This is a genomic window from Arthrobacter sp. Y3221087 (assembly GCF_059089905.1).
This window is the reverse complement of record NZ_JBNHFE010000001.1, coordinates 1413932-1437456: the sequence shown is the minus strand read 5'-3', so window position 1 is coordinate 1437456 and position 23525 is coordinate 1413932. Positions and strand designations below refer to the sequence as shown.

At 67.6% G+C, this 23525-nt stretch carries 25 protein-coding genes; 7 read left to right on the top strand and 18 right to left on the bottom strand.

Annotated elements, in window-relative coordinates; all coding sequences use genetic code 11:
* The first annotated feature begins 43 nt into the window (after positions 1-43).
* Positions 44-1135: an ADP-ribosylglycohydrolase family protein gene (locus tag AC5RUO_RS06840; protein ID WP_494008613.1), complete on the top strand. Its 1092-nt coding sequence runs from the start codon at positions 44-46 to the stop codon at positions 1133-1135.
* A gap of 31 nt (positions 1136-1166) precedes the next feature.
* Here AC5RUO_RS06840 and AC5RUO_RS06835 read toward each other — a convergent pair whose 3' ends face one another.
* The gene (locus tag AC5RUO_RS06835) at positions 1167-2189 is read right to left on the bottom strand and encodes a 3'-5' exonuclease (protein WP_494008614.1); all 1023 of its coding nucleotides are present in this window, start codon (positions 2187-2189) and stop codon (positions 1167-1169) included.
* Between the two features lie 83 nt (positions 2190-2272).
* Between AC5RUO_RS06835 and AC5RUO_RS06830 the strand changes: the two genes are divergently transcribed.
* Positions 2273-3049 (top strand): VTT domain-containing protein, encoded by a 777-nt coding sequence (locus AC5RUO_RS06830; RefSeq protein ID WP_494008987.1) that lies wholly within the window; start codon positions 2273-2275, stop codon positions 3047-3049.
* A gap of 87 nt (positions 3050-3136) precedes the next feature.
* Here the strand turns inward: AC5RUO_RS06830 and rdgB are convergent, their stop codons facing one another.
* From rdgB to clpS, 6 genes are all read right to left on the bottom strand, one after another.
* Positions 3137-3793, bottom strand: a complete 657-nt coding sequence (gene rdgB / locus AC5RUO_RS06825; RefSeq protein WP_494008615.1) for an RdgB/HAM1 family non-canonical purine NTP pyrophosphatase — start codon at positions 3791-3793, stop codon at positions 3137-3139.
* Positions 3790-4548 (bottom strand): ribonuclease PH, encoded by a 759-nt coding sequence (gene rph / locus AC5RUO_RS06820; protein ID WP_494008616.1) that lies wholly within the window; start codon positions 4546-4548, stop codon positions 3790-3792. Before rph ends, rdgB begins: the two co-directional genes overlap by 4 nt.
* 64 nt (positions 4549-4612) lie before the next feature.
* Positions 4613-5410, bottom strand: coding sequence for an MBL fold metallo-hydrolase (locus tag AC5RUO_RS06815; RefSeq protein WP_494008617.1), 798 nt, complete (start codon positions 5408-5410; stop codon positions 4613-4615).
* Entirely contained in the window at positions 5407-6414 is a 1008-nt protein-coding gene (gene murI, locus AC5RUO_RS06810; protein WP_494008988.1) for a glutamate racemase, read from the bottom strand. Before murI ends, AC5RUO_RS06815 begins: the two co-directional genes overlap by 4 nt.
* Positions 6415-6537: 123 nt before the next feature.
* Positions 6538-7104 (bottom strand): DUF2017 domain-containing protein, encoded by a 567-nt coding sequence (locus tag AC5RUO_RS06805; RefSeq protein ID WP_494008618.1) that lies wholly within the window; start codon positions 7102-7104, stop codon positions 6538-6540.
* Positions 7097-7480 carry an ATP-dependent Clp protease adapter ClpS gene (clpS, locus tag AC5RUO_RS06800; protein WP_009356509.1) on the bottom strand — a complete coding sequence of 128 codons (384 nt, stop codon included), beginning with the start codon at positions 7478-7480 and terminating at the stop codon, positions 7097-7099. The genes AC5RUO_RS06805 and clpS overlap by 8 nt, the downstream gene beginning before the upstream one ends.
* Before the next feature lie 155 nt (positions 7481-7635).
* On the opposite strand from clpS, the gene AC5RUO_RS06795 reads away from it, so the two are divergent.
* Together AC5RUO_RS06795 and AC5RUO_RS06790 are read left to right on the top strand one after the other, a co-directional pair.
* A complete protein-coding gene (locus AC5RUO_RS06795; protein ID WP_494008619.1) occupies positions 7636-8964 on the top strand; it encodes a nicotinate phosphoribosyltransferase in 1329 nt (442 codons plus the stop codon).
* Positions 8964-9590 carry an isochorismatase family protein gene (locus AC5RUO_RS06790; RefSeq protein ID WP_494008620.1) on the top strand — a complete coding sequence of 209 codons (627 nt, stop codon included), beginning with the start codon at positions 8964-8966 and terminating at the stop codon, positions 9588-9590. The genes AC5RUO_RS06795 and AC5RUO_RS06790 overlap by 1 nt, the downstream gene beginning before the upstream one ends.
* Before the next feature lie 59 nt (positions 9591-9649).
* Here the strand turns inward: AC5RUO_RS06790 and AC5RUO_RS06785 are convergent, their stop codons facing one another.
* The 9 genes from AC5RUO_RS06785 to AC5RUO_RS06745 form a co-directional block, all read right to left on the bottom strand.
* The gene (locus AC5RUO_RS06785; protein WP_494008621.1) at positions 9650-11431 is read right to left on the bottom strand and encodes a DEAD/DEAH box helicase; all 1782 of its coding nucleotides are present in this window, start codon (positions 11429-11431) and stop codon (positions 9650-9652) included.
* Positions 11431-11772 (bottom strand): DUF3039 domain-containing protein, encoded by a 342-nt coding sequence (locus AC5RUO_RS06780; RefSeq protein WP_494008622.1) that lies wholly within the window; start codon positions 11770-11772, stop codon positions 11431-11433. Before AC5RUO_RS06780 ends, AC5RUO_RS06785 begins: the two co-directional genes overlap by 1 nt.
* Before the next feature lie 119 nt (positions 11773-11891).
* Positions 11892-12671, bottom strand: coding sequence for a glucosamine-6-phosphate deaminase (nagB, locus tag AC5RUO_RS06775; protein WP_494008623.1), 780 nt, complete (start codon positions 12669-12671; stop codon positions 11892-11894).
* Positions 12672-12697: 26 nt separating this feature from the next.
* Positions 12698-14269, bottom strand: coding sequence for a transporter (locus AC5RUO_RS06770; RefSeq protein WP_494008624.1), 1572 nt, complete (start codon positions 14267-14269; stop codon positions 12698-12700).
* Positions 14251-15090, bottom strand: coding sequence for an ABC transporter ATP-binding protein (locus AC5RUO_RS06765; RefSeq protein WP_494008625.1), 840 nt, complete (start codon positions 15088-15090; stop codon positions 14251-14253). Before AC5RUO_RS06765 ends, AC5RUO_RS06770 begins: the two co-directional genes overlap by 19 nt.
* A 101-nt stretch (positions 15091-15191) precedes the next feature.
* The gene (locus tag AC5RUO_RS06760; RefSeq protein ID WP_494103125.1) at positions 15192-15458 is read right to left on the bottom strand and encodes a DUF3253 domain-containing protein; all 267 of its coding nucleotides are present in this window, start codon (positions 15456-15458) and stop codon (positions 15192-15194) included.
* Between the two features lie 22 nt (positions 15459-15480).
* Positions 15481-16578: an NADH:flavin oxidoreductase/NADH oxidase gene (locus AC5RUO_RS06755; protein ID WP_494008627.1), complete on the bottom strand. Its 1098-nt coding sequence runs from the start codon at positions 16576-16578 to the stop codon at positions 15481-15483.
* Positions 16578-17573, bottom strand: coding sequence for a co-chaperone YbbN (locus tag AC5RUO_RS06750; RefSeq protein WP_494008628.1), 996 nt, complete (start codon positions 17571-17573; stop codon positions 16578-16580). The genes AC5RUO_RS06755 and AC5RUO_RS06750 overlap by 1 nt, the downstream gene beginning before the upstream one ends.
* Positions 17574-17625: 52 nt before the next feature.
* Entirely contained in the window at positions 17626-19338 is a 1713-nt protein-coding gene (locus tag AC5RUO_RS06745; protein ID WP_494008989.1) for a DUF8094 domain-containing protein, read from the bottom strand.
* 191 nt (positions 19339-19529) lie between these two features.
* Here AC5RUO_RS06745 and AC5RUO_RS06740 point away from each other — a divergent pair, with 191 nt between their 5' ends.
* Positions 19530-20843, top strand: a complete 1314-nt coding sequence (locus tag AC5RUO_RS06740) for an AI-2E family transporter (RefSeq protein WP_494008629.1) — start codon at positions 19530-19532, stop codon at positions 20841-20843.
* 16 nt (positions 20844-20859) lie between these two features.
* On the opposite strand, the gene AC5RUO_RS06735 is transcribed toward AC5RUO_RS06740, so the two are convergent.
* Positions 20860-21660, bottom strand: a complete 801-nt coding sequence (locus AC5RUO_RS06735) for an alpha/beta hydrolase (protein ID WP_494103124.1) — start codon at positions 21658-21660, stop codon at positions 20860-20862.
* A 44-nt stretch (positions 21661-21704) separates the two neighbouring features.
* A complete protein-coding gene (locus AC5RUO_RS06730) occupies positions 21705-22061 on the bottom strand; it encodes an Rv1322 family protein (RefSeq protein ID WP_494008631.1) in 357 nt (118 codons plus the stop codon).
* 121 nt (positions 22062-22182) lie between these two features.
* On the opposite strand from AC5RUO_RS06730, the gene nucS reads away from it, so the two are divergent.
* On the top strand, positions 22183-22878 hold the full coding sequence (gene nucS / locus AC5RUO_RS06725; RefSeq protein WP_494008632.1) for an endonuclease NucS: 696 nt from the start codon (positions 22183-22185) through the stop codon (positions 22876-22878).
* A 298-nt stretch (positions 22879-23176) separates the two neighbouring features.
* Entirely contained in the window at positions 23177-23380 is a 204-nt protein-coding gene (locus AC5RUO_RS06720) for a cold-shock protein (RefSeq protein WP_133346276.1), read from the top strand.
* Positions 23381-23525 lie beyond the last annotated feature (145 nt).

Below are 23525 nucleotides of genomic sequence, written 5' to 3'. Positions count from 1 at the left end.
ACGCCGGCGGGAACGGGTCCGGGTGCCACGGTAAATTTACTGCATGAGCATCCACGCCGGCGCACCCGCACCCACTTTGAAGTCACGCATCCACGGTTCCCTGCTGGGCGGCGCGCTGGGCGATTCGCTGGGTTACGCGGTGGAGTCCGACGGCATGAACGAGATCCGGCGCCGCTTCGGCGCGGACGGGCTCACCAGCTTTGAAGCATTGTCCGGCGGCAGCCACTTCTCGGACGATACTCAGCTGACGCTCTACACCGTGGACGGGCTGGTGGAGGCGCTGGAGTGGGCCAACTCGGGTGTGGGGGCGGACGTCAACGCCTGCCTCTGGCTCGCCTACCTGCGGTGGCTCGCCACCCAAGGCGAGACCGCCCCGGCTTCTGCCCCCGTTCCACAGCCGCGCTGGATCGATGGACACACCGTGCTGCACCAGCGCAGGAACCCCGGCAAGGCCTGCATCTCAGGGCTGGCGACCGGCGAGATGGGCACCGCGGCGCGCCCGGTCAATCCGGAGTCGAAGGGCTGCGGCACGGTGATGCGGTCGGCACCGTTCGGGCTGGTCCCGCACATCACGCCCGACGCAGTGTACAAACTGAGTTTCGATGCCGCCTCCCTCACGCACGGCCATCCGTCCGCCCGGCAAAGTGCCGGGATCTTCAGCCTCCTGATCCACAGGCTGGTCTCGGGCGAGGGGCTGGCGGAGGCGGCAGCCGGCGTAACGGCCCATGCCGCAACCATCACCGGCGTGGCCCCCGAGCTGCCGGAACGGCTGCAGGCTGCCCTCCACCTGGCACACAAGGGCATCGTTGAGCCGGAGGAACTGACGCAGGCACTGGGCGGAGGCTGGGTGGCTGAGGAGGCGCTCGCCGTCGCACTCTACGCTGTGTTGGCCACCGTCCCGGGTGACGCTGCCGGGCAGGACTCACCGGCCGTCCGGCACTTCCGGGACGCCATCACCCTGGCCGTCAACCATGGCGGCGACAGCGACTCCACCGCCTCCGTGGCCGGGAACATCCTCGGCGCCCACTACGGCGAGGACTGCCTGCCCGGCGACTGGCTTGAAGCCCTGGAGGCGCCCGACGTTATCCGCGGCATGGCGGACCTCCTGGTCCGCGTCACTACCGGCGAAGGCTGATGCCAGCAGGCGCCGGAGCACCCGGGCCCGCCTAGACGGTGGCCGGTTCCGCCGCGGGCACCATCTGAAGGAACTCGCCCTCGGACAGCACCTCAATCGCCTGGCCCCGCTCATGGAGCTCCAGGACGCGGCGCGCCTTGCCTGTCAGCCTGCCCGAACGAAGGTCCGAGGCCACGAAGCCGTCACCCACCACCAGGACAGTGGTACGCCCGGTCACCCGGCTTTCGGTCCGTGCCCCCACCTCGGCGCTCCTCACTTTCGCCTCGGGGCGCCCGATGGACAGCTGGCCCGTGAAGACGACGGTCTGGCCGAACAACGGATGCCCGGGCCCGGCGTCGGGGTTGGGTTCGGGGTTGATGCCTTCCTCCGGCCAGCCGGAGCGGAAGGGCCGGGCCAGCGCCGCACCGTTGCCGGATGGTCCCGGCAGCGACATGCCGGCGACGGCGGCAAGGCTGGGTTTGGACAGCGGATCCACCGCCGGGTCGAAGGCCTGCTGCCGCGGCACCGCGAGCCCCAGGGAAAGGTAAAGTTCGGCGATGCTGTTGGCACTGTTGCGGCGGGCGATGTCGATGAGGATTCCCGCGCAGGCCCGGGCATCCTCCGCGGCGTCGTGGTGCTTGACCAACGGCACGCCGGCTTCCTCGGCGGCGAACGGCAGAGAGTTGGACACCAGCGAATAGCACCGCCGTGACAGCATCACTGTGCAGACGTAATCGTAGGCTGGCCCCGGAAGGCCGGACACCTCCAGGGCGGAGCGGATAACGCCGAGGTCGAATGCCGCATTGTGGGCTGCCAGCACGTCGTCGCCGATGAATGCCCCGATTTCGGCGAACAGGTCCCCGAACCGCGGCCGTTCCGCGACGTCTGCGGCACTGATGCCATGGATCCGGACGTTGTGGAAATCGAAATGGTCATGGTTCCGCGGCGGCCGCATCAGCCACGCGGCCTCGTCCACTATCCGGCCGCCCCGCACTTTGGTGAGCCCCACTGCGCAGGGAGAGCCCCTGAAGCCGTTCGCCGTCTCGAAGTCGATCGCAGTAAAGTCCAAACCCACGGCCCCCACCTTACCGCCGCGGGCCCGCCGGGCCCTGCAGGCACAGACCCGTCAAGTACCCTTGGAGGGTGAACTTTCCTGTGATGAACGACCTCGCCGTGTCCATGCTGGGCGGGGCAGGACCGGTCCAGCCGCAGCTGGCCTCCTTCCTGCCCGACTGGCTGAACCCCCAAGTCTTCCTGGCCGATCCAGCCCTTGCCCCTTGGGTGGTCCTGCTGGTCTGCGGCATCGTCTTCGCGGAAACCGGCTTGCTGGTGGGGTTCTTCCTGCCCGGTGACTCCATGCTGTTCACCGCCGGCCTGCTGGTGGCCACGGACACCATCAAGTTCAACGTCTGGCTGTTCGCGCTGCTGATTGTGATTTCCGCCATCATCGGCAACCAGACGGGGTACCTCATCGGTTCCAAAGCGGGGCCAGCCATCTTCAACAAGCCCAACTCCAGGCTCTTCAAGCGCGAGAACGTTGAAAACGCTCACGCGTTCTTCGAAAAGCACGGCGGGAAGGCGCTGATCCTCGCCCGGTTCGTTCCCATCATCCGCACGTTCGTCCCGGTCATCGTGGGTGTGGCCCAGATGAGCCGTAAGAAGTTCTTCCTGTACAACGTCATCGGGGCCGTGCTCTGGGGCGGCGGCGTCACCCTGCTGGGCTACCTCCTGGGTGACCGCATCCCGTGGATCCGGGACAACCTGGACATCATCTTCATCGCCATCGTGCTGGTTTCGGTCCTGCCGATCGGCATCGAGGTTCTCCGCGGCCTGTCCGCCAGGCGCCAGGCAGCAGCCTACGGCACCGACCCCGTGGACGAATTCATCGAGGAGCACGCTCCCGAGGACGAGCAGAAGACGCGGCGCCTTCCCTAGGCAGCCAGTCAAACGCAGAGGGTGCGCTTCCCCGGCCGGGGCAGCGCACCCTCTGCGTTTAAGGCCTGCGGCTGAAGCAGGCCCGGGTCAGGAATCCGCGGCCCGCAGCGCCTCCACGATGGACGGCAGCAGGGCACGGAAGGCCTTGCCGCGGTGGCTGATGGCGTTCTTCTCCTCTGCGGACAGCTCCGCGCAACTGCGCTGCTCCCCCACCGGCTGGAGCACGGGATCGTAGCCGAACCCGCCCTCGCCGCGCGGCTGGCGGAGCAGGACGCCCTCCAGCTGCCCGTACTCCACCACCTCCCGCCCCGGCCCGCCGTCCGTTGCGGGCATGGCCAGGGCGGCCGCACACACGAACGCCGCACCGCGGTGCCGGTCCGGGACGTCCGAAAGCTGGTTCAGCAGGAGTGCAAGGTTGGCCGCGTCGTCGCCGTGGCTGCCGGACCACCGCGCGGAAAAGATGCCGGGGGCCCCGCCCATGACGTCGACCGCGAGCCCGGAATCGTCGGCGATGGCCACCAGGCCGGTGGCATCGGCAACGGCCCGCGCCTTCAGCAGCGAATTCTCGGCGAACGTCACGCCGGTTTCGACGACGTCGGGGGCACCTGCCGCCGCCGCGTCCACCACCTGCGTGTCGACGTCGAGCCCCGGGACCTGGCCGCGCAGCAGCTCACGCAGCTCCCGGAGTTTGCCCTTATTGTGCGTGGCGAGGACCAATCGGGGGGCGGCGCCGGCCGCGCTCACAGGGTGTCTGCCAGGGTCTCACGCTGGATGGCCGCGAGCTGGGTGGTGCCCAGCAGTGCCAGGTCCAGGAGCTTGTCCAGCTCCTCGCGGTCGAACGGCGCACCCTCGGCAGTGCCCTGCACCTCAACAAACTTGCCGGCGCCGGTCACCACCACGTTCATGTCGGTTTCCGCACGGACGTCCTCGACGTACGGCAGGTCCAGCATGGGCACGCCGTCGATGATGCCCACCGAGACGGCCGCGATGGTGTCGATCAGCGGCTGCGCGGTCTTGGCAATGAGCTTGTTGTCACGGGCGAAACGGATGGAATCGGCAAGTGCCACGTAGGCGCCGGTGATGGCGGCCGTGCGGGTTCCGCCGTCGGCCTGCAGGACGTCGCAGTCCAGCACGATGGTGTTCTCGCCCAGGGCCTTGGTATCGATGATGGACCGCAGGGACCGGCCGATGAGCCGCGAGATTTCGTGCGTGCGGCCGCCGATCTTGCCCTTGACGGACTCCCGGTCGGAGCGGGTGTTCGTTGCCCGCGGCAGCATGGCGTACTCGGCCGTGACCCAGCCCCGGCCCTCACCCTTCAGCCAGCGGGGAACGCCGGCGGTCAGGGAGGCGGTGCACAGGACCCTGGTGTTGCCGAATTCGATCAGCGCCGAACCCTCAGCCTGGTTGGACCATCCGCGGGTGATGCTGATGGGCCGGAGCTGGTCCGGGGCGCGGCCGTCGGCGCGCACGATGGGCACTGCAGTTGCTTCAGAAGTCATGCCTTTAGCTTATCCACTGCTGCCGGTACCGGCAGTTCCGGCAAGGCAGCCCGGCAGGCGGGCGCTAGATGGTGTAGTGCACTCCGGCGACGGCCACGGCCACGTCCCCGGCGAACACCGGACGCGCCTCCGCCATCACGGTGGTCTGCGAGGTCCACACCGGGATGTGGGTGAGCAGGAGGCGCCGGGCACCGGCCGCCGTGGCGGCCTCACCGGCGCGTTTGCCCGTCAGGTGGACATCCTTGATGCCGTTGTCGCGGCCCTCCTCGAAGGCGGCCTCGCACAGGAACAGGTCCGCATCCTTGGCGGCTTCCTCCAGCCCGGCACAGGAATCGGTGTCGCCGGAATAGGTCAAAGTGCGGGCAACCGTGTTGCCGTCCTTGTCCGGCTCCACCACCTCCACCCGGAGCGCATAAGCCTCCTCGATGGGATGGTTCACGGCGAAGGGCGTCACGGTGAACGGGCCCACGGTCACCGGCTCACGTTCGGTCCAGTTCGTGAACTCGAATTCCTCGTGCATGCCGGGGTCAAGGTCCAGGCCGTAGGCCGTGGCCATCCGGTCGGCAGTCGCGGCAGGCCCCCAGACGGGGATCCGACCCCGCCCCCAGCCACCCGGCTTCCAGCGGATGGCAACGTGCAGGCCGCACAGGTCCATGCAGTGGTCCGGGTGCAGGTGGGTGAGGAAGATCGCGTCGATGTCTTCAAGGTCCGTGTAGCGCTGGATTGCCCCCAGCGCACCACTGCCGAGGTCCATGACCACCTTCCACGTCCGCTCCCCGTCCGTGGCGGTCAGGAGGTAGCACGACGCCGGCGAACCGGGGCCCGGGAACGAGCCGGTGCAGCCCACGATGGTCAGTTTCACAGCGCCGGCCCCCCGGCGCGGCTGGCGTCCGCCAGTCCTGCGACGAAGTTGGAAATCCGGGGCCGGTTCCTGGCGCTCCGGGCCGCGGCAATCATTTCCGGGGTTATCCGCGCCAGGCTTCCAGTGGGGTACTGCGCTGCCACATGGTCCACGTGGCGGACGGACAGCACCTCGGGGCCGAGGAACCTGCGGGCCAGGGCCTCGAACTGGCTGGCGTCACCAGTTGCCACGAAGTGGTGCTCCGGCGGTGTTCCGGCGCTGCGCTGGAGGTTGTGCGTCGCAAGTGCCCGGTACACGTCCTTGGCGGTCTCCTCGGCGCTGGAGACCAGCGTCACGTCGGCCCCCATGACGTAGGAGATGACGCCGGTGAGCAGGGGGTAGTGGGTGCAGCCCAGCACCACGGTGTCCACCTCCGCGGCCTTCAGCGGCGCCAGGTATTCCTCGGCTACTGCCAGCAGGGCGGGACCGGTGGTGATGCCGGCCTCCACGTAACTGACGAATTCGGGGCAGGCCACGGACGTGATGGAAAGGTCCGGAGCAGCAGCGAAGGTGTCCTCGTACGCCCGCGATCCGATCGTGGCGGATGTCCCGATGACGCCCACGCGTCCGGTGCGGGTGGCGGCTACAGCGCGCCGGACCGCCGGCTGGATGACCTCGATGACGGGGATGCCGTATTTGGCCGTGTACCGTTCGCGGGCGTCCCTGAGCACCGCGGCCGACGCCGAGTTGCAGGCGATGGTCAGCAGCTTGACGCCGGAGTCCACGAGTTCGTCCATCACGCCCAGGGCGTTGGCCCGGACTTCAGCGATGGGCAGGGGCCCGTACGGTCCGTGGGCCGTGTCCCCCACGTACAGGATGGACTCATTGGGAAGCTGGTCGATGATGGAGCGGGCCACAGTAAGGCCCCCTACGCCGGAATCGAAGACCCCAATGGGGCGCGCTTCCAGGGCGGCGGCCTGTAGGTCGTCCGCTTCGGATGCCTGCCGGGCTGCCGGCGGATCCATGCTCGAGGCTGTTGTCATGATTATTCGAGGATAGGTGCTCCCCGATGCCTCAGCCATCATCTTGTGGCCTGTGACTCATGTCTAATTTGTCACACGGCGCCGGGACGGCGCGGCCGGAAATCCTCAACGCCGGGTTTCCAGCGACTGCAGCATCGCCTGCACCAGTGATTCCTGCAACCAGGTGGCGAAGTTGTAGACCAGGGCCAGGTAGCTCTCCACGTCCTCTGCCTGGGACCAGTCCTGCATCAGGTGGACGTGTTCGGCGTCCTCCTCGTCCCGGATGTCCAGGCGCTCGGCCAGGACCAGGCGGACATCGTTCAGTGCCATGGACCAGTGCTTCGCCCCCTCGGGCGTCAGCACAATCTCGTCCTTGTCCAGGTCCAGCGCGGCCGCGCGCAGCGCGCCGATCTTCGTCTCCCGGAGCGAGCGCTCGGTGAGCTGGCGGAACTCAAGGGACGCGGCGCCGTCGTCCTTCACGACGTTGGGGAGCAGGCGCCTGACGGCCCGGTCCGTCGGTTCGGCAACGTCCATGTCCAGCCCGATAAGCGCCGCCAGCGGATCCTGGCCAGCGCGTTCCTCCGGCTGGAGCATGGAGATGACGTCGTCGATCAAGCTGCGCAGGAGCTCGCGCTCGGCGGGTTCGAGGTAGCCGGTAATGCCCTTGAGCCCGTACTTGAATGCCTTAGCCACGTTTCCCCTTGCCCTGTCCCGGTCCGCCGGACTTCCCGGAGTTGCCGCCGGGGCCGCCGCTCGCTTTCTCCACGGTGGCCCACAGCCCGAAACCGTGCATGGCCACCGCGTGCCGCTCCACCTGTTCCTTGCTGCCGTGCGCCACGATCGAACGGCCTTTCCTGTGGACCTCCATCATGAGCTTGTTCGCCTTGCTCTCCGAGTAGCCGAAATAGCTTTGGAACACGTAGCTGACGTAGCTCATGAGGTTGACGGGATCGTTCCAGATCACCAGGTTCCAGGGGATGTCCGGGGCGGTCAGGGAGTCTGTGGCCTCCGCTGTTCCGGTCCGGGTGCCCTCCTGCGTATCAGGGCCGAGCGCAACGCTTAGGGTCATCTGTCCATTCTATGGGGATGCTGGGCCGACGCTGGCGAGGGCCCCGCGGCGAAGCGAAGCGAGACGTGGGAGCCGGTGGGTGGGCCCACGCCGGCGAGGGCCCCGCGGCGAAGCGAAGCGAGACGTGGGAGCCGGTGGGGACTAGAGTGACTTTCGTGAGTACCACTGCCGGCTGGGACCATCCCCGCACGTCTTTTTACACTGACCATTACGAGCTGACCATGCTGCAGGCGTCGCTCCATTCCGGAGCCGCGCACCGCAAGTCGGTGTTCGAGGCGTTCGCCCGGCGGCTGCCGGACGGCCGCCGCTACGGGATCGTGGCCGGGACCGGCCGGCTCCTGGAGGGCATCGCCAACTTCCGCTTCGGCGGGACGGAACTGGACTTCCTGGCCCGCACTGGAGTGGTCAATAATCAGACCCTGGAATACCTTGAGTCATACCGCTTCTCGGGCGACATCTGGGGCTACGCCGAGGGCGAGGCGTACTTTCCCAACTCCCCCATCCTGATCGTTGAGGGCACGTTCGCCGAGGCGTGCATGCTGGAGACCTACATCCTGTCCGTCCTCAACCATGACAGCGCCATCGCCTCGGCTGCTTCGCGGATGGTCAGCGCCGCGCACGGCCGCCCGTGCATCGAGATGGGCTCCCGGCGCACCCATGAGGAGGCTGCGGCGTCCGCCGCCCGCGCCGCCGTCATCGCCGGGTTCGACAGCACGTCCAACCTCGAGGCTGGCGCCCGGTATGGCATCAAGACCGTCGGCACCGCCGCCCACTCCTTCACCCTGCTCCACGACACCGAGCGGGACGCCTTCGAGGCCCAGATCGCGGCGCTCGGCGAGGGCACGTCCCTCCTTGTGGACACCTACGACGTCGAGGCGGCCGTCCGCACGGCCGTGGAGCTTGCGGGTCCCCGGCTGGGTGCCGTCCGGCTGGACTCGGGCGACCTCGTGGACCAGGCGCAGTGGGTGCGCCGGCTCCTGGACGACCTCGGCAACGAGGACACCAAGATCGTGGTCACCTCGGACCTGGACGAGTATGCGATTGCCGCGCTGCAGTCCGCGCCGGTGGATTCCTACGGCGTGGGAACGTCCCTGGTGACCGGCTCCGGTGCGCCCACCGCCAGCATGGTCTACAAGCTGGTGAGCCGCACGGACGACGACGGCAACTTCGTCTCGGTGGCCAAGGCCGCCAAGAACAAGGCCAGCGTGGGCGGACGCAAGTACGCACTGCGGAAGATGAACGAGCACGGCATTGCCACTGCCGAGATCGTGGGCGTCGGCCGCCGGCCTGATGATGACGGCAACGACCGCCCGCTGCTGCATCAGTTCATGAAGAACGGTGAACTGGTCCCCGGGTGGACCGGGCATGAAGGCGTGCTCCGGGCGCGGCAGCGCCACGCCGATTCGATGGCCGAACTGCCGCCCGTGGTCAACCGCCTCCAGCGCGGAGAGGCCGCCATCCCCACCATGTACGAGGAGAACTGATGTCGCGTGCGCTGATCATCGTCGATGTCCAGAACGACTTCTGCGAGGGAGGTTCCCTGGCTGTCCAGGGCGGCGCTGCGGTGGCGGGGGCCATCAGTGAATACGTGGACGCCCACCACAACGAGTTCGACCATGTTGTTGCCACCCAGGACTGGCACATCGATCCTGGCAGCCATTTCTCGGACACCCCCGACTTCAAGGACAGCTGGCCGCCGCACTGCGTCGCCGGCACCCGGGGCGCCGAACTGCATCCGGACCTGGACACGGAGTACATCCAGGCGTACTTCCAGAAGGGACAGTACGCGGCTGCCTACTCCGGTTTCGAAGGGCTCCTGGCGCCAGAGGATGCCGTCCCCAGCGGGGAACGGCAGCCCGGCGCTGCCGACGCCAGCCGGTTCGCACCGGACGAGGAAGCAATCGGCCTGGATGACTGGCTTCAGAGCCACGACGTCGAGGACGTTGTGGTGGTGGGCATCGCCACCGACTACTGCGTCCGGGCCACTTCGCTGGACGCCGTCCAGGCCGGGTACTCCGTCACTGTCATCCGCCATCTGACGGCGGGCATCGCCGAGGACCTCGAAGAGGCCGTGGCCGAGATGGAGCTTGGCGGAGTGGACGTTTCCTGACGCTGGTGCAACAGTGGCCCGGTGCGCTGCACCGGGCCACTCGTGTCTTCAGGTCACCGTTACTTGCGGCCGATGAACCAGTCCCGGAGCTTCCTCAGCCGCGCCTGCAGTTGTTCCTCGTTGGCCTGCGCCACGGCGGGGCCGCCGCACACGGTCCGGAGTTTGGTGTGGATGACACCGTGCGGGGTGCCGGTCCGCGCGGACCAGGCGGCCACGTTCTTGGCGAGCTCGTTCCGCAGGTCCATGAGCATCCGGTGGTCCGGGACAGCGGGTGCGGCAGCCTCGGCGGCCGCCGGAGCCTTCCGGTTCTTCCGGTTGAGCTGCTCATGCTGGCGCTGCCGCAGGAGCGTGCCCACCTGCTCCGCGTCCAGCAGGCCGGGGATGCCCAGGAAGTCCAGCTCATCGTCGGACCCCACCTCGCCGCCCGTGCCGAATTCGCCGCCGTCAAAGAGCACGCGGTCAAAGGACGCCTGCGAGTCCAGTGCCTCGAACTTGCCCTTGGTGAGGCTGTCCGAGGCTTTGTCCTCGCGGTTGGCCTCCGCCATCAGCGAGTCCTCGGGGTTGAAGAGGCCGTCCCCGTCCTCCTTCTCCGGGCGGTCCAGGGCATGGTCCCGTTCCGCTTCCATCGAGTTGGCCAGTGCCATCAGCTGCGGGACCGAGGGCAGGAAGACCGATGCCGTTTCACCCCGTTTCCGGGCACGCACGAAGCGCCCCACAGCCTGGGCGAAGAACAGCGGCGTGGAGGTTGACGTGGCGTAGACACCCACGGACAGCCTGGGGACGTCCACGCCTTCGGACACCATGCGGACCGCCACCATCCAGCGGGTGTCGCCCGCAGAGAACTCCTCGATCTTGCTCGAGGCCTTGGCGTCGTCGGAGAGGATGACGGTGGGTGACTCCCCCGTGATCCTCTTCAGCTGGCCGGCGTAGGCCCGGGCGTCCTCGTGGTCCGTGGCAATAACCAGGCCGCCGGCGTCGGGGACGGTGCGGCGGACCTCGGTCAGCCGCTTGTCAGCCCCAGCCAGCACGGCAGGGATCCACTCGCCTGCGGGGTTCAGGGCTGTCCGCCAGGCCTGGGACGTGATGTCCTTGGTGACGGCGGCCTCGCCCAGCGATGCCGCCATTTCCTCACCGGCGCTGGTGCGCCAGCGCATCTGGCCGGAGTACGCCATGAAGATCACGGGCCGCACCACGTGGTCCCGCAGCGCGTTGCCGTAGCCGTAGGTGTAGTCCGCCTTTGACCGGCGGATGCCGTCCCTGTCCTCGGCATACTCGACGAACGGAATGGGCGAGGTGTCCGAACGGAACGGCGTACCTGTCAGGGACAGCCGCCGCACCGCCGGATCGAAGGCCTCGCGAAGGCCGTCGCCCCAGGAGAGGGCCTCGCCGCCGTGGTGGATTTCGTCCAGGATCACCAGGGTGCGCGCCGCCTCCGTCTTGGCACGGTGCAGCAGCGGTTTGCTGGCCACCTGGGCGTACGTGACGGCAACACCGATGAAACCGCGGCCGTGCTGGCCGTCAGAGTTCTTGAAATTGGGGTCGATGGCGATGCCCACCCGCGCTGCGGCGTCGGCCCACTGCCGCTTAAGGTGGTCCGTGGGCGCCACGATGGTCACCCGGTTCACGGCGCCGGAATCGATCAGCGTTGACGCTATCCGCAGGGCGAAGGTGGTCTTACCGGCGCCCGGGGTTGCTACCGCCAGGAAGTCGCGGGGGCTGTTCCGGAGATAGAGGTCGAGGGCTTCCTGCTGCCAGGCACGGAGTTTCGGGGCGGTTCCCCAGGCTGCGCGTTCCGGATAGGCCGGAGGCAGGGTGGGGCCGCCAAAGAGCGTTTCCGTCACTACTTGTTGTTGCCCGAGTCCCCTCCGGGACCCTTGCCGCCGTCGTTGCCCGGGCGGAGGCCCTCATAGACCTCTTTGCACGTGGGGCATACCGGGAACTTCTTCGGATCCCGGCCCGGCGTCCAGACCTTGCCGCACAGCGCGATGACGGGCTCGCCGGTCATCGCAGACTCCATGATTTTCTCCTTGCGCACATAGTGCGCAAAGCGCTCCCGGTCCCCCGGTTCAAGTTCCTCGCGCAGTTCTTCGCGCTCAATGGTGGCTGTGGACGTTCCAGCCCCGGAAAGCTCACGCATCGGGTCGTTTTCGAGAGGGTCCGTCATGCTAGTCATGCCAACCATCTTAGCTGTTCCGGTGGCCGGGAGTCCGACGGCGGCCCGGGCGCGGGCGGCCGGGCGCGGCTGTGCAGCGCCCGCCGCCGTCGTGCCGTTTCCTGCCTTCCGGCCTCCCTTGCCGCGGGTCAGAGCCCCTGCCAGGCGGGCTTGTTGTCGTAGGTGTGCCGGTAGAAATCAGCGAGCTTGAGCGCCGAAGCCGCCGCTTCATCCAGCAGGACGGTGGCGTGCGGGTGGAACTGAAGGATAGATGCGGGGCAAATGGCGGCGATCGGCCCCTCGACGAACTCGCGCACGGCCTGTGCCTTCTGCGCACCGGTGGCGAGCAGGATCACATGCCGGGCCTCCATGATGGTGCCCAGGCCCTGCGTCAGGACGTGGTGCGGGACCTCGGCCAGGCTCTTGAAGAAACGGGCGTTGTCCCGGCGTGTCTGTTCGATCAGGCTCTTGATCCGGGTACGCGAGGCAAAGGAGGAACCGGGCTCGTTGAACGCGATGTGCCCGTCGGTACCCACCCCCAGGAGCTGCAGGTCAACGCCGCCAGCTGCCGCGATGGCATCCTCATAGACCTGGCACGCCGCGGGGATATCGCTGGCCGTGCCGTCGGGGCCATGCACATTTTCCGGTGCGATGTTCACCCGGTCCGTGAACTCGCGCCGGATGACTTCCCGGTACGATTCGGGGTGCCCGGCGGGCAGGCCGACATACTCGTCCAGTGTGAACGCGGTTGCGCGGCTGAAGTCCAGGCCCCGGGCGTGCCGTTCCGCCAGCTCGTCATACACCGGCAGCGGCGAGGACCCCGTGGCAAGGCCAAGCACCGCGTCCGGCTTCCGTCCGAGCAGTTCCTCGATGGCATCCGCCGCCAGCTTTCCAATCTGCCTGCTGCCGCCCAGGATGACGATCTCCATGCTGTTTCCTTCCGCCGTGCCTGCCGTTACTTGTTCACAGCCACCTGAGCCAGGAGTTCCGGCCCGCGGCCGTCGAGCCATTTTCCGCCCAGCCGTACACCGGCCACGAACAGGCCGAGGCCCAGCACCGTTCCCACCGCGAGGTTGATCCAGCCAAAGAGGCTGTTTCCGGTCACCAGCTGCGCGACCATCAGCGATGCTTCAGGCAGGACCAGCACCATCAGGACCAGCATTCCCCCGAACTGCACTGCGAGGGTCTGCCCCACGTTGCCCGGTGGCTTCTTGAACGGACTGTCCCCGGGGAGCGGAACCGCCACGGTGTAACGGGCGGAGACCACAGATGCCAGCCCCAGGCAGGTGAAGAGGATACCCAGTCCCAGCCCGAGCTGGCCGGGCAGCCCGGGCCAGTCGCCGGTGAACGCCGCGGAGCCCACGGCAAAGATGACCACCACCGGAAGGGCGAACGACATGCAGGCCAGGGCGCGGCCCAGCCGGTCAGCCACGCCGGATACCCCGGTGGCCAGGTGCAGGGCGAACGCGGTGTTGTCGTAGGACACGTCGGCCGAGATGGACCACGCGATAATGAACGCGGAGATCGGCGCCAGGAAGGCGAGGCTGGAGTACTCTCCTGTCTGGGATCCCTGGAAGACCAGGACAACGGGCAGCAGCGGGATGACCACCAGCGATCCGGAGTAGCGGGGGTCGCGGACCCAGTAGGTGAGCGACCTCGCCATCACAGCACCTGCCGGTACGGGCGGCAGGAGCCCCAGAAGCCCGAGCTTGCTTCCCTTGCGCTTGCTGCTGCCGGCATAGGGCGGCGTGACGAGCGCCCTTTCCAGGAGGAGCTTCCAGCACCAGGCCAGCGCAGCGAGTGAGGCCACTGCCACCAGGAACTTGACGGCGGCCGGACCAAACCGGCCTGCGTGGAGCTCGCCGCCCAGGGACCAGGGGGCCCCGAGCGGGGTCCAGGAAAGGACGCTGGCGAAGTCCGGCAGGAAGCCGGTCGAGTTCGAGATGCCCTGGCCGACGCCCGCGATGATGGGGCCGAGGAGGACGAGCGGAACCATGAAGGCAATGGCGCTGATGTCCTTGAACCGGCGGGACGCAGCAAGGCTGGCGGTGGCCGTGGTAACCACCTTTGAGAGGACGATGCACGTCATCACGCCGAGCGCCGCACCCAGCAGTGCGCCGAACACGGGCAGCACTCCGCGGAACCAGGTCACCACCGTGGACAGCGCCACCAGGGCAGTGGCCAGACCCGGGATGCCGATCAGCCCGCCAAGGGCCAGGCCCGCCAGCATCTTCCGCATCGGGATGGCGAAGGTGGTGAAGCGGGCCGGGTCCAGGGTCATGTCCGTGGCTGAGGCAACCACCGGGATGAGTCCCCAGCCCAGGACGGCAGCGGAGCCGCCGAGCACCACCGCGGTCTGCGCGATTTCGGCGTCGGCGGAGCGCAGCAGGACCAGGGCCACCACCAGGGTGGAGATCAGGCCCAGCGCGTAGAGTCCGGCGAAGGCCAGGCCCACGAGCTGCCACGGACTGCGTCGGAGGCCGTTGCGGAGCAGGGTCAGTTTCAGCCTTAGAAGGTGCGCAACCATTCCAGCCCTTCCGTGCGGCTGCGCCCACCGACCAGTTGGACGAACCGGTCTTCCAAAGACGCCCCGGCGCGGACGTGGTCAACAGTCCCGGCAGCCAGCAGCCGGCCGCCCGCCACCACAGCCACGTGGTCGCACATGCGCTGGACCAGGTCCATGACATGGCTGGACATGATGACGGTACCGCCGGACGCCACGTAGCCGTCCAGGATGGAGCGGATGTTCGCCGCCGAGACCGGGTCCACAGCTTCAAAAGGTTCGTCCAGGACCAGCAGTCGGGGCGCGTGGATCAGGGCGGAGGCGAGCGCGATTTTCTTTGTCATGCCTGCGGAGTAGTCCACCACCAGCGTTCCCGCATCCTGGGCCAGGTCCATCGCTTCCAGCAGTTCGCCCACGCGGGAGGCCACCACGTTCCGGTCCATGCCGCGCAGCAGCCCGGCGTAGGTGATCAGTTGCTCTCCGGTCAGCCTGTCGAACAGCCGGACGCCGTCGGGCAGGACGCCCATGAGTTTCTTGGCTTCCAGCGGGTGCGCCCAGACGTCGACGCCGTGGACAAACGCCGTGCCGAAGTCCGGCCGCAGGAGCCCGGTGGCCATGGACAGCGTGGTGGTCTTGCCTGCCCCGTTGGGGCCCACGATCCCGTAGAAGGACCCGCCAGGCACATCCAGGCTGATGCCGTCCACCGCGATCTTCTGGCCGAACCGCTTGGCCAGGCCGCGGATGGCCAGGGCCGGAACGGCGCCGGCGGCGGCAGCGGAAGGGGGTGCGGCGGCGTCGGTAGGATGCAGCGGCACGCCCGCGGGATCGGGATACTGGGCGGTCATGAAGCCAGACTAGCCCCCGGAACACGGCTGCGGGGTCCTCCGGGAGGAGTAGAAACAAGGACGTACGGCAGCTGCCCGCCCCGCCGGCCTGCCCGCGCTTCCTAAGTGGCCTTGCGGATGCGGATGGGCCCCTTCGCAGTGGCAGGATCAACCACCGAACCGCCCTGGGTAATCACTACCTCGCCGGCATCCACGAGCCGCCGCGCCGCACGCCGGGCCGGCTCCATGAGGTCGCGCCAGTGTTCGCCGCCGACGGCCCGCGCCGCGTCGGACGGACAAATGGTGGACGTGGCGGCCCTCGCAGCCAGGAGCCCAAGGATGGTGTATTCCAGCCGCTGGTCGAGGCTGCTGGAATCATTGTCCGTCATTGCTGATCCTCTCCGGACATACTCAGAAGCTGCGCCGCGGCAGCGCCCGCTCGTACTGGGGAGCCCAACCGATTTCATGGCCCAGTTCGAAGGCCGCACGCAGCCACCAGTGCGGGTCGCGGAGCGCGGCCCTGGCGATCAGCACGGCATCGGCCTGTCCGGTAGCGATGGCATGCCCGGCCTGCCCGGCTGAGGTCAGCAGGCCCACCGTCCCGGTGGGGATGCCGGCCTCCTTGCGGATGGCCTCGGAAAATCCGGTCTGGTATCCGGGACCGGGAGTGATCCTTTGGTGGGCCACTGCTCCCCCGCTGGACACATCAATCAAGTCCACGCCGCGTCCCGCTGCCTGCCGTGCCAGGCGGACGGAGGCCGGCAGGTCAATGCCGCCTTCGGCCCAGTCGGTGGCGGAAATCCTCAGCAGCAGCGGCATCGAGTCGGGGATGGCGTCCCGCACGGCATCGACAACGGCAAGCATCAGCCGGTTGCGGCCGGCCTCGTTCCCGCCCCATTCGTCGGTGCGCAGGTTGGTCAGCGGGCTCTGGAACTGGTGCAGCAGGTAGCCGTGCGCGCCGTGGATCTCCACGGTGTCAAAGCCGGCCTCCACCGCGCGTTTCGCCGCTGCTGCAAAGTCGGCGATGACCGCCTGGATCTGTTCCGCTGTCATCGCGGCTGGAACCTCGTAGCCGTCAAAGGCCACTGCCGACGGGCCCACCGTGCCCCAGCCGCCGTCGGATGCTGCCACGCTCCCGTGCCTGCCGGAAAAGGGCCACCACGTGGACGCCTTCCGCCCGGCATGCGCCAGCTGTACCCCGATCTTCGCGCCGGCCGCTCCGTGACGGTGCACGAACGTGGTGATCCGCTGCCACGCTTCGGCCTGCTCATCGTTGTAGAGCCCGGCGTCGCGGGGGCTGATGCGGCCCTCCGCGCCCACCGCAGCCGCCTCGGTGAGCAGCAGCGCGGCCCCGCCGGCGGCGAAGGAACCCAGATGCATCAGGTGCCAGTCGTTGGGAACCCCCGGCGCGACGTCGGGATCGCAGCTGTACTGGCACATGGGTGACAGCCAGCCGCGGTGCTGGAGCTCCAGGGAACGGAGCTTCAGCGGATCGAACAGGCCCGGCACTAGAAGAGGACCCTCGCCAGGGCCTGGCGCGCTTTGGAAACGCGTTCGTCGGATGCGCCAACCACGTCGAAGAGTTCCAGCAGGCGGATGCGGGCGGTCTCACGCTCCGGACCGAAGTTCCTCCCAATGAATGCCACCAGGCGGTTCAGGCCGTCGTCCACGTGTCCGCCGGCGATGTCCAGGTCCGCCACAGCCAGCTGGGCTTCCAGGTTGTCCGGCTCGTTGGCGGCGAGCGTGCGGACGGACTCGCCGTCCTGGGCCGACAGCGGCTGCAGGCGTGCCATCAGCTCCACTTGGGCAAGCCCTGCCTTGGCCTCGTGGTCCGAGGGCATCTCCTTGAGCGCCTGCCGGTAGGCATCCGCGGCAGCGTCGAAGTCGCCCGCCTCGATAGCGTCGTAGGCGGCCTGGTGCAGTGGCGGCAGGGGCGCGGGTTCGGATTCTTCGCCGGCGCCGGCGTTCAGGCTGCCGGTCACGCCGTTCGCCGCAGCCACCTTCAACAGCTCATCAAACAGGGCACGCACCTGCTGCTCGTCCGCGCTGCCCTGGAAGAGCGGCACGGGCTGTCCCCTGAGGACGGCGACGGCGGTAGGCACCGCCTGCACCTGGAATGCCTGGGCCAGCTGGGGGAACGCCTCGATATCGGCGGCGCCGAGGACAAGCCGGCCCCCGTAGCTCTTCACCACGCTGTCCAGCGTCTGCAGCATCCCTGTGGACTCCGGCGAGTACGGGGCCCACAGGGCGAACACCACGGGGACCTGCGCGGAAAGTTCCACCAGCTGCTGGAAGTTGGCCTCCGTGACGTTGACCCTCAGGTCCGGTCCGCCGGGCTGCGTCTCCTCCGGTCCGCCGTTGCCAAACCCGCCGGTACCAGCGGCGGCACCGGTTCCGGCAGGCGCGGCCGGGCGCTGCTTCAGGGAGGAAAGGTCGACGGCGCCGCGCAGGTTAAGCAGGCTGGCAGCGGCTGGAGGGACTGGGCGGGAAGCAGGCGAACTCATGCTTTCCACTTTAGCCACTCCGGCCGCTGCCGGAAGTAACGCGGTGCCGGGGCTACTTGAAGCTGGCGCCGACCAGGCCGCGGGTTGCCGCGACGAGCTTCATGGGGTCGGTGGAGCCGGCAGGCGGAATGTACACCGCCATGGACTCGGCGAAGTTGAGCACCATGCCCGTGGTGGTTTCCTTGCCACCGGCCAGGGCTGCTGCATCCTCGCCGATGGTCAGCTTGTCGCCGGCAGCCTTCGGGGTGCCTTCAAAACCGAAGTTGATCCGGCCCAGGACCAGCGCCCCGCCGTCATCGGTGCGGAAGACCACCGTGCTTTCCGGTACCACCTTGTGGGTGAAGGAGAAGTTGCCGTTCTCGCCGGCCTTGACCACCTCTGCCTGGTAGGACAGCGTGTCAGCAATGTACGGCGAGGACTCGCCCTCAACAAGCTTGTCCTTGAAGGCGGAATCGGGAGTGGTAAGGCGGTCGGCGAGGCCCGAGAGTGCCTCTTCCCCGCTGTACAGCAGGCCGGTCTTGTCACCGGCGGCGAGCGTGTCCGTGCCGCCGCGGCTGATGGTGGGGAACGTGGCGCCGGGCTGGAGCGGGGTGGTTTCCACGAGCTTGTAGTTCTCGCGCGGCGAGGGCTGGACCAGGGTCAGCAGCTGTGGCACCACGTTGCCGTCGCCCTGCGTCACGGCCAGGACGGAGCGGGGCCAGTCGCGGTCACTGGTGACCACGGTGGTGAGCAGCTTGGTGGACCGCACCGGCATCCTGGCTTCGTAGGAGCCTACCTGGGAGCGGATCTTGTAGTTCTGGGTGCGCACTTCCAGCTCGGTGCCGCCCACGCGCTCGGCAAGCTGGCCCGCGTCCTTGGCGGCATCACCGGCGTCGACGGCGCTGGAGACCTGCTCCAGGATCCGGCGGAACTGGGCGTCAAGCAGGACCGGCGATCCGGCCTCCGGGGCAGCTGGTGCCGACGGCGAACCGCTGGCTTCCGGAGCCGGCGTGGCCGCGTACGCGGCAGTGCCGGAACCCGCGAGGACCGCTGCGGTGATGCCCGCAGCCACCATGCTGGCGCGCGAGGTTACCTTGGAAGATCCGGCCCCCGACTGGCTCCGGGCACGGGCGCGCTGTGCAAAGCCGCTGCCCTGTCCATCGCCTTCACCGTTCCGCTTGCGCGCGGACAGCAGTGCCAGCACAATGCCTGCAAGGATCAGGAGGGACCCAAGCAGCATCAGCGGAACGGCCCAGGGAGTGGAAGTGTCGTTGGGGAACGTCATGGAGACGGAGGCCGGGGCGGCTTTTGTTCCGTCGGAGGCGAGCAGGAGTGTCCAGTCGCCGTCTGCCGGAGGGGTCCACGAATATTCGAGTTCGCCGCTGGCATTTTCGCTGGAAACCCAAAGGTCGGAGCCTGCCGGGTTGGGGGCGGTAGCTTCGCCGTCGGTGTGCTCAACCTGCAGGGACTTGCCGTCCTCCGAAACACCGCTGATGGTGTTGTGCGCGGACTGGCCAACCCAGGCGTCGACGTCATCCGGCCGGCCGGCGGCGAGCAGGAAGTTGCCGTCGCCCTCGATGCTGATCTTGACGGTACCGCCATGCAGGGTGCGCAGGTTCTGGTCAATGACGGTCAGCGGCGCTTCCGCCGTATCGGCCGGCGCGGCTGCCGTGAAGGTCTCGGAAGGGGCCCAGATGGTTCTCTGGCCGATACCGGCCAAAAGTGTCAGGAGGCCGAGCAGCACAAGTGCGACTGCAGTCTTTAAACGCAAGGGAACACCTATCATCAGCGGGGGTTTGCTTCCCATAGTAACCGTTTTGTTACCAGGGCCCCGGATTGGGTGCGCTTGCCGCCTCCGCAATATGCCACGGACCGCCCCCGTCCGCAGCTGTTGACAAGGCTGCTGATAGTGTTTGCGATGATCATCACATTGGCCCGTTGACGCGGCGCCACGCACGGAACAGGCCCTCAAAACCAGTGACTGACAAGACGGACGAGTCTTCCGCGGCATCCAACAATCCCGGGGGCCAAGAGCCACCGGCAGCCGCACCCGAGGGAGCCCCGCACGCCCGAAGGAAGGGCACTGCCGCGGCGGCGCTCGGTTTTGTGGCCCGCCGGCTTCGCCAGCCGCTGCCGGGTGCCCAGCCGAGGCTGCGGTTCGAGATGCCGCCGGAGTACGTCCAGGAGCACGAAGTCACCACCACCGACCCTGACGGCGATGTACGCCCGCAGTTCGGCCGCCCCGGCCCACGGATGTCGCCGCAGCATCCTCTCTATATGGGCTTCATGGGAACCGTGGGCGTGGGGCTTGCCCTGCTGGTCTACTGGATCGGTTCGAACACCACGCAGCTGCTGTTGTGGATCGTGGCGGCCCTGTTCATCGCCCTGGGCCTGGAACCGGTGGTGGGCTGGCTGGAGAACCGCAAGATCCCGCGTCCGGCAGGCATCCTGGTGTCGGTGACTGTCCTGGTGAGCGCCGTCGTCGGCTTCTTTGCCACGCTGATCCCCACCATCGTGGAGCAGGTGACGGAAATCGTGGAGCAGGCGCCGATATGGATCCGCGACTTCATCAATTCCGAGTTCTTCCGCAGCCTTGACGACCAGTTCGGCGTCCGTGACCGGGTGGCGGAGGAACTGGACAAGTTCGTCAACGACCCCGCGGCGGTGGGCGGCATTTTCGGCGGCGTGGTGGGCTTCGGTTCCACTGTGGCGAACGGCCTGTTCGGGGCCCTGATCGTGCTGGTGCTGAGCCTGTACTTCCTGGCGGCCCTGCCGGCAATGAAGAAGTGGGGGTACCGGCTGGCTCCCCGCTCCCGCCGCCACCGCGTGGAGGCCCTGTCCGAGGAGATCACCCGGTCTGTGGGCAACTACGTGATCGGCCAGGCCTGCGTGGCGCTCCTCAATGCCACCTTCGCCTTCGTCGTGATGTCCATCCTGGGCATTCCCTTCGCCCTGCTGCTGGCCTTCGTCGTTGCCCTGCTCGCCTTCATCCCGCTGGTTGGCGGCCTAATTGCCGCCGTGGTGGTGCTGCTTGTCTCCCTGACGGAGGGCTGGCAGACGGCCGCGGTTTACGCCATCTGCTACTTCGCCTACCTGCAGTTCGAGGCGTACTTCATCTCGCCGCGGATCATGCAAAAGGCTGTTGCAGTGCCGGGGGCGGTGGCAGTCATTTCAGTCATCGCCGGCGGCAGCTTGCTGGGGGTCCTCGGCGCCCTGATCGCCATTCCCACGGCAGCGGCCGTCCTGCTGCTGATCCGGGAGATCTACATCGTCCGGCAGGACCAACACTGAATCCCGCCCCTGCAGCCTAGGCCGAAGCAGTAGCCGACGGACCGTCCCATTCCGTCGCCAGCCCGGCAGCCCCGGAGCCGGCTTCGGTGACGTCGTCCACGATCTCGTTCAGGACCCGGGCTGCGTACTTCTCCCCCACCCACAGGTGCTTGGCGCCGTCGACGCCCACCACCCGCGCCTGCGGCACCAGGCTGAACCGTGCGGCCGCCTCGGCCGGCTGGAGGAAGTCGTCGTGCTCGGGAACCAGGACGGTGAGCGGCTTGCCCGATTCCGCCCACTGCTGCAGGTGCTTGTCCGTGGCACGGTGCAACGGCGGCGATAGCAGGACGGCGCCCTCCACCTGCGATGCCACGGGCTCCACCGCGCCGTACATCAGCGCCAGTTCGGTGCCGAAGGACCAGCCCACCAGCCACCGGTTGGGCAGGCCGCGTTCGACGGCGAACCGCACCGCCGCCTCGACGTCGTACCGTTCCCCGATTCCTTCTTCGAAGGCACCCGAGCTGGTGCCGCGCGGGGATGCCGTGCCGCGGGTGTTGAAGCGGAGGACTGCCACGCCTGCCAGCGCCGGCAAGCGGTACGAGGCCTTGCGGTACACGTGCGAATCCATGAAACCGCCGTGCGTGGGCAGGGGGTGCAGGGTGATGAGCGTGGCATGGACGGGCCCCGATTCCGGCAGCGCGAGCTCACCCACCAGGGTGTGGCCGTCGTCCGTCTGCAGCTCCACGTTCTCACGCCGGGCGGGCAGGACGGTGGCGGCACGGATGGGAGCGGGGCCCTGGGCGGGGGTGAATTCATACGACGCCGGATCAAAAGTCATGCCTGCCAGCTTAGCGACAGCAGGGGTCCCTCCGCCCGCTCCGGTCAGCGGTAACGGTAACTGCGCGACATCCAGCAGTTGGTGTGCCAGTGCCGCCGCTCCGCCAGTCCGGCGGCGGCGCCAAAGAGGTGGTCGTCCTTCCAGACCACCAGGTGCGCCACCCCCGGCAGCACGGCGGTGGAGCATTCCGGGCAGATGTAGGTCTTTTCGGCGTTCCTGGCCGTCATGGTGCGGACCATCCATTCGCCGTCAGGAGCGCTTTCCCGGCGGGCGATGCCGGCCCGGGCCCGTTCCAGGTCCAGCTCGGGAACCTCCCCACCGCCCTTTTTCCCCGCACCCCATTTTCCCGTAGCTGCACCTTTTCCGGAGGCAGGACGGCGGGGACGGTTGGAACGCGGCATGCATCCATTCTGCCCCAGCCGTGCGTGTCGGGCCGCGTCCGCTCGGGCCGCGTCCGCGGAACCGCCGTGCGTGCCGCCGTCGGGAACTGGCCGCAAGGCTGCAGGCGGTAGTCTGTACCGCGTGCGACTTGTCATAGCCCGATGCTCCGTTGATTACGTTGGCCGGCTCAAAGCCCATCTCCCCCTCGCCACCAGGCTCCTCCTGGTCAAGGCGGACGGCTCCGTACTGGTTCACTCAGACGGCGGATCCTATAAGCCGCTCAACTGGATGAGCCCGCCCGCCACTCTGCGGGTCTCCTCCCCGGAGGACGTGGACCTTGAGCTGGGGGTGGTGGAGCAGTGGACCGTCCAGTCGGCGAAGACGGATGACCGTCTCATCATCAACATCCACGAAAAGCTGAGCGAATCATCCCACGATCTAGGGGTGGACCCCGGCCTTATCAAGGACGGCGTGGAGGCCGACCTCCAGCGGCTCCTTGCCGAACAGATCGAAACCCTCGGTGCCGGCTACTCGCTGATCCGCCGCGAGTACTTCACTGCCATTGGACCGGTGGACATCCTGGCGCGGGACGCGGACGGCGGCACCGTGGCCATCGAGCTCAAGCGCCGGGGCGACATCGACGGCGTGGAGCAGCTGACGCGCTACCTGGAACTGCTCAACCGCGATCCCCTGCTTGCACCCGTGCGCGGAATCTTTGCGGCCCAGCAGATCAAGCCGCAGGCGAAGGTGCTGGCAACTGACCGCGGCATCGACTGCATCACCCTGGACTACGACGCAATGCGCGGCGTCGATGACAGTGAATCGCGCCTTTTCTGACCTGTCACATTCGCGCCCGGTCAATCCCAAAGCCTTCTGACAAGGCATTTAACCCGGTTTTTACCTAAATTTTGGCCCTTTCACCGCAAAAACCGTTGACCGGCGCGAAGAGGCATGAAATTCTTGTCTCAGTCTTTGTGTAGGTGTTTTTCATGCTCGCAAGACATGTTGCGAGCGCGAAGCTCCTGCAACCCGGATCCCCGAATAGGGCCCGGAATTCAGGATTCTTCTCGCGGAGTGACCAAGGCCGGTACGAGGTGTGCCGATCTTAAAAAAGTTCCACAATGAGGAGAAATAAATGGCACAGGGAACCGTCAAGTGGTTCAACGCTGAAAAGGGCTTCGGCTTCATTACCCCGGATGACTCCGACGGTGATGTCTTCGTTCACTACTCCGAGATCCAGACCAACGGCTTCAAGACCCTCGATGAGAACCAGCGCGTTCAGTTCGAGATCGGCCAGGGAGCCAAGGGCCCCCAGGCTACCGGCGTGACGCTGGTCTAATCCCCCGCCGCATACCCGCTTCGGCGATATGCAGTAATAAAATGATCCCCGGCAATTGCCGCCGGGGATCATTTTTTATGGGTGCTTCGTTTCGCGTTTCGATATGCTTTTTCCCGCATCCCGGCCGCAAGTTTTACACCTATTG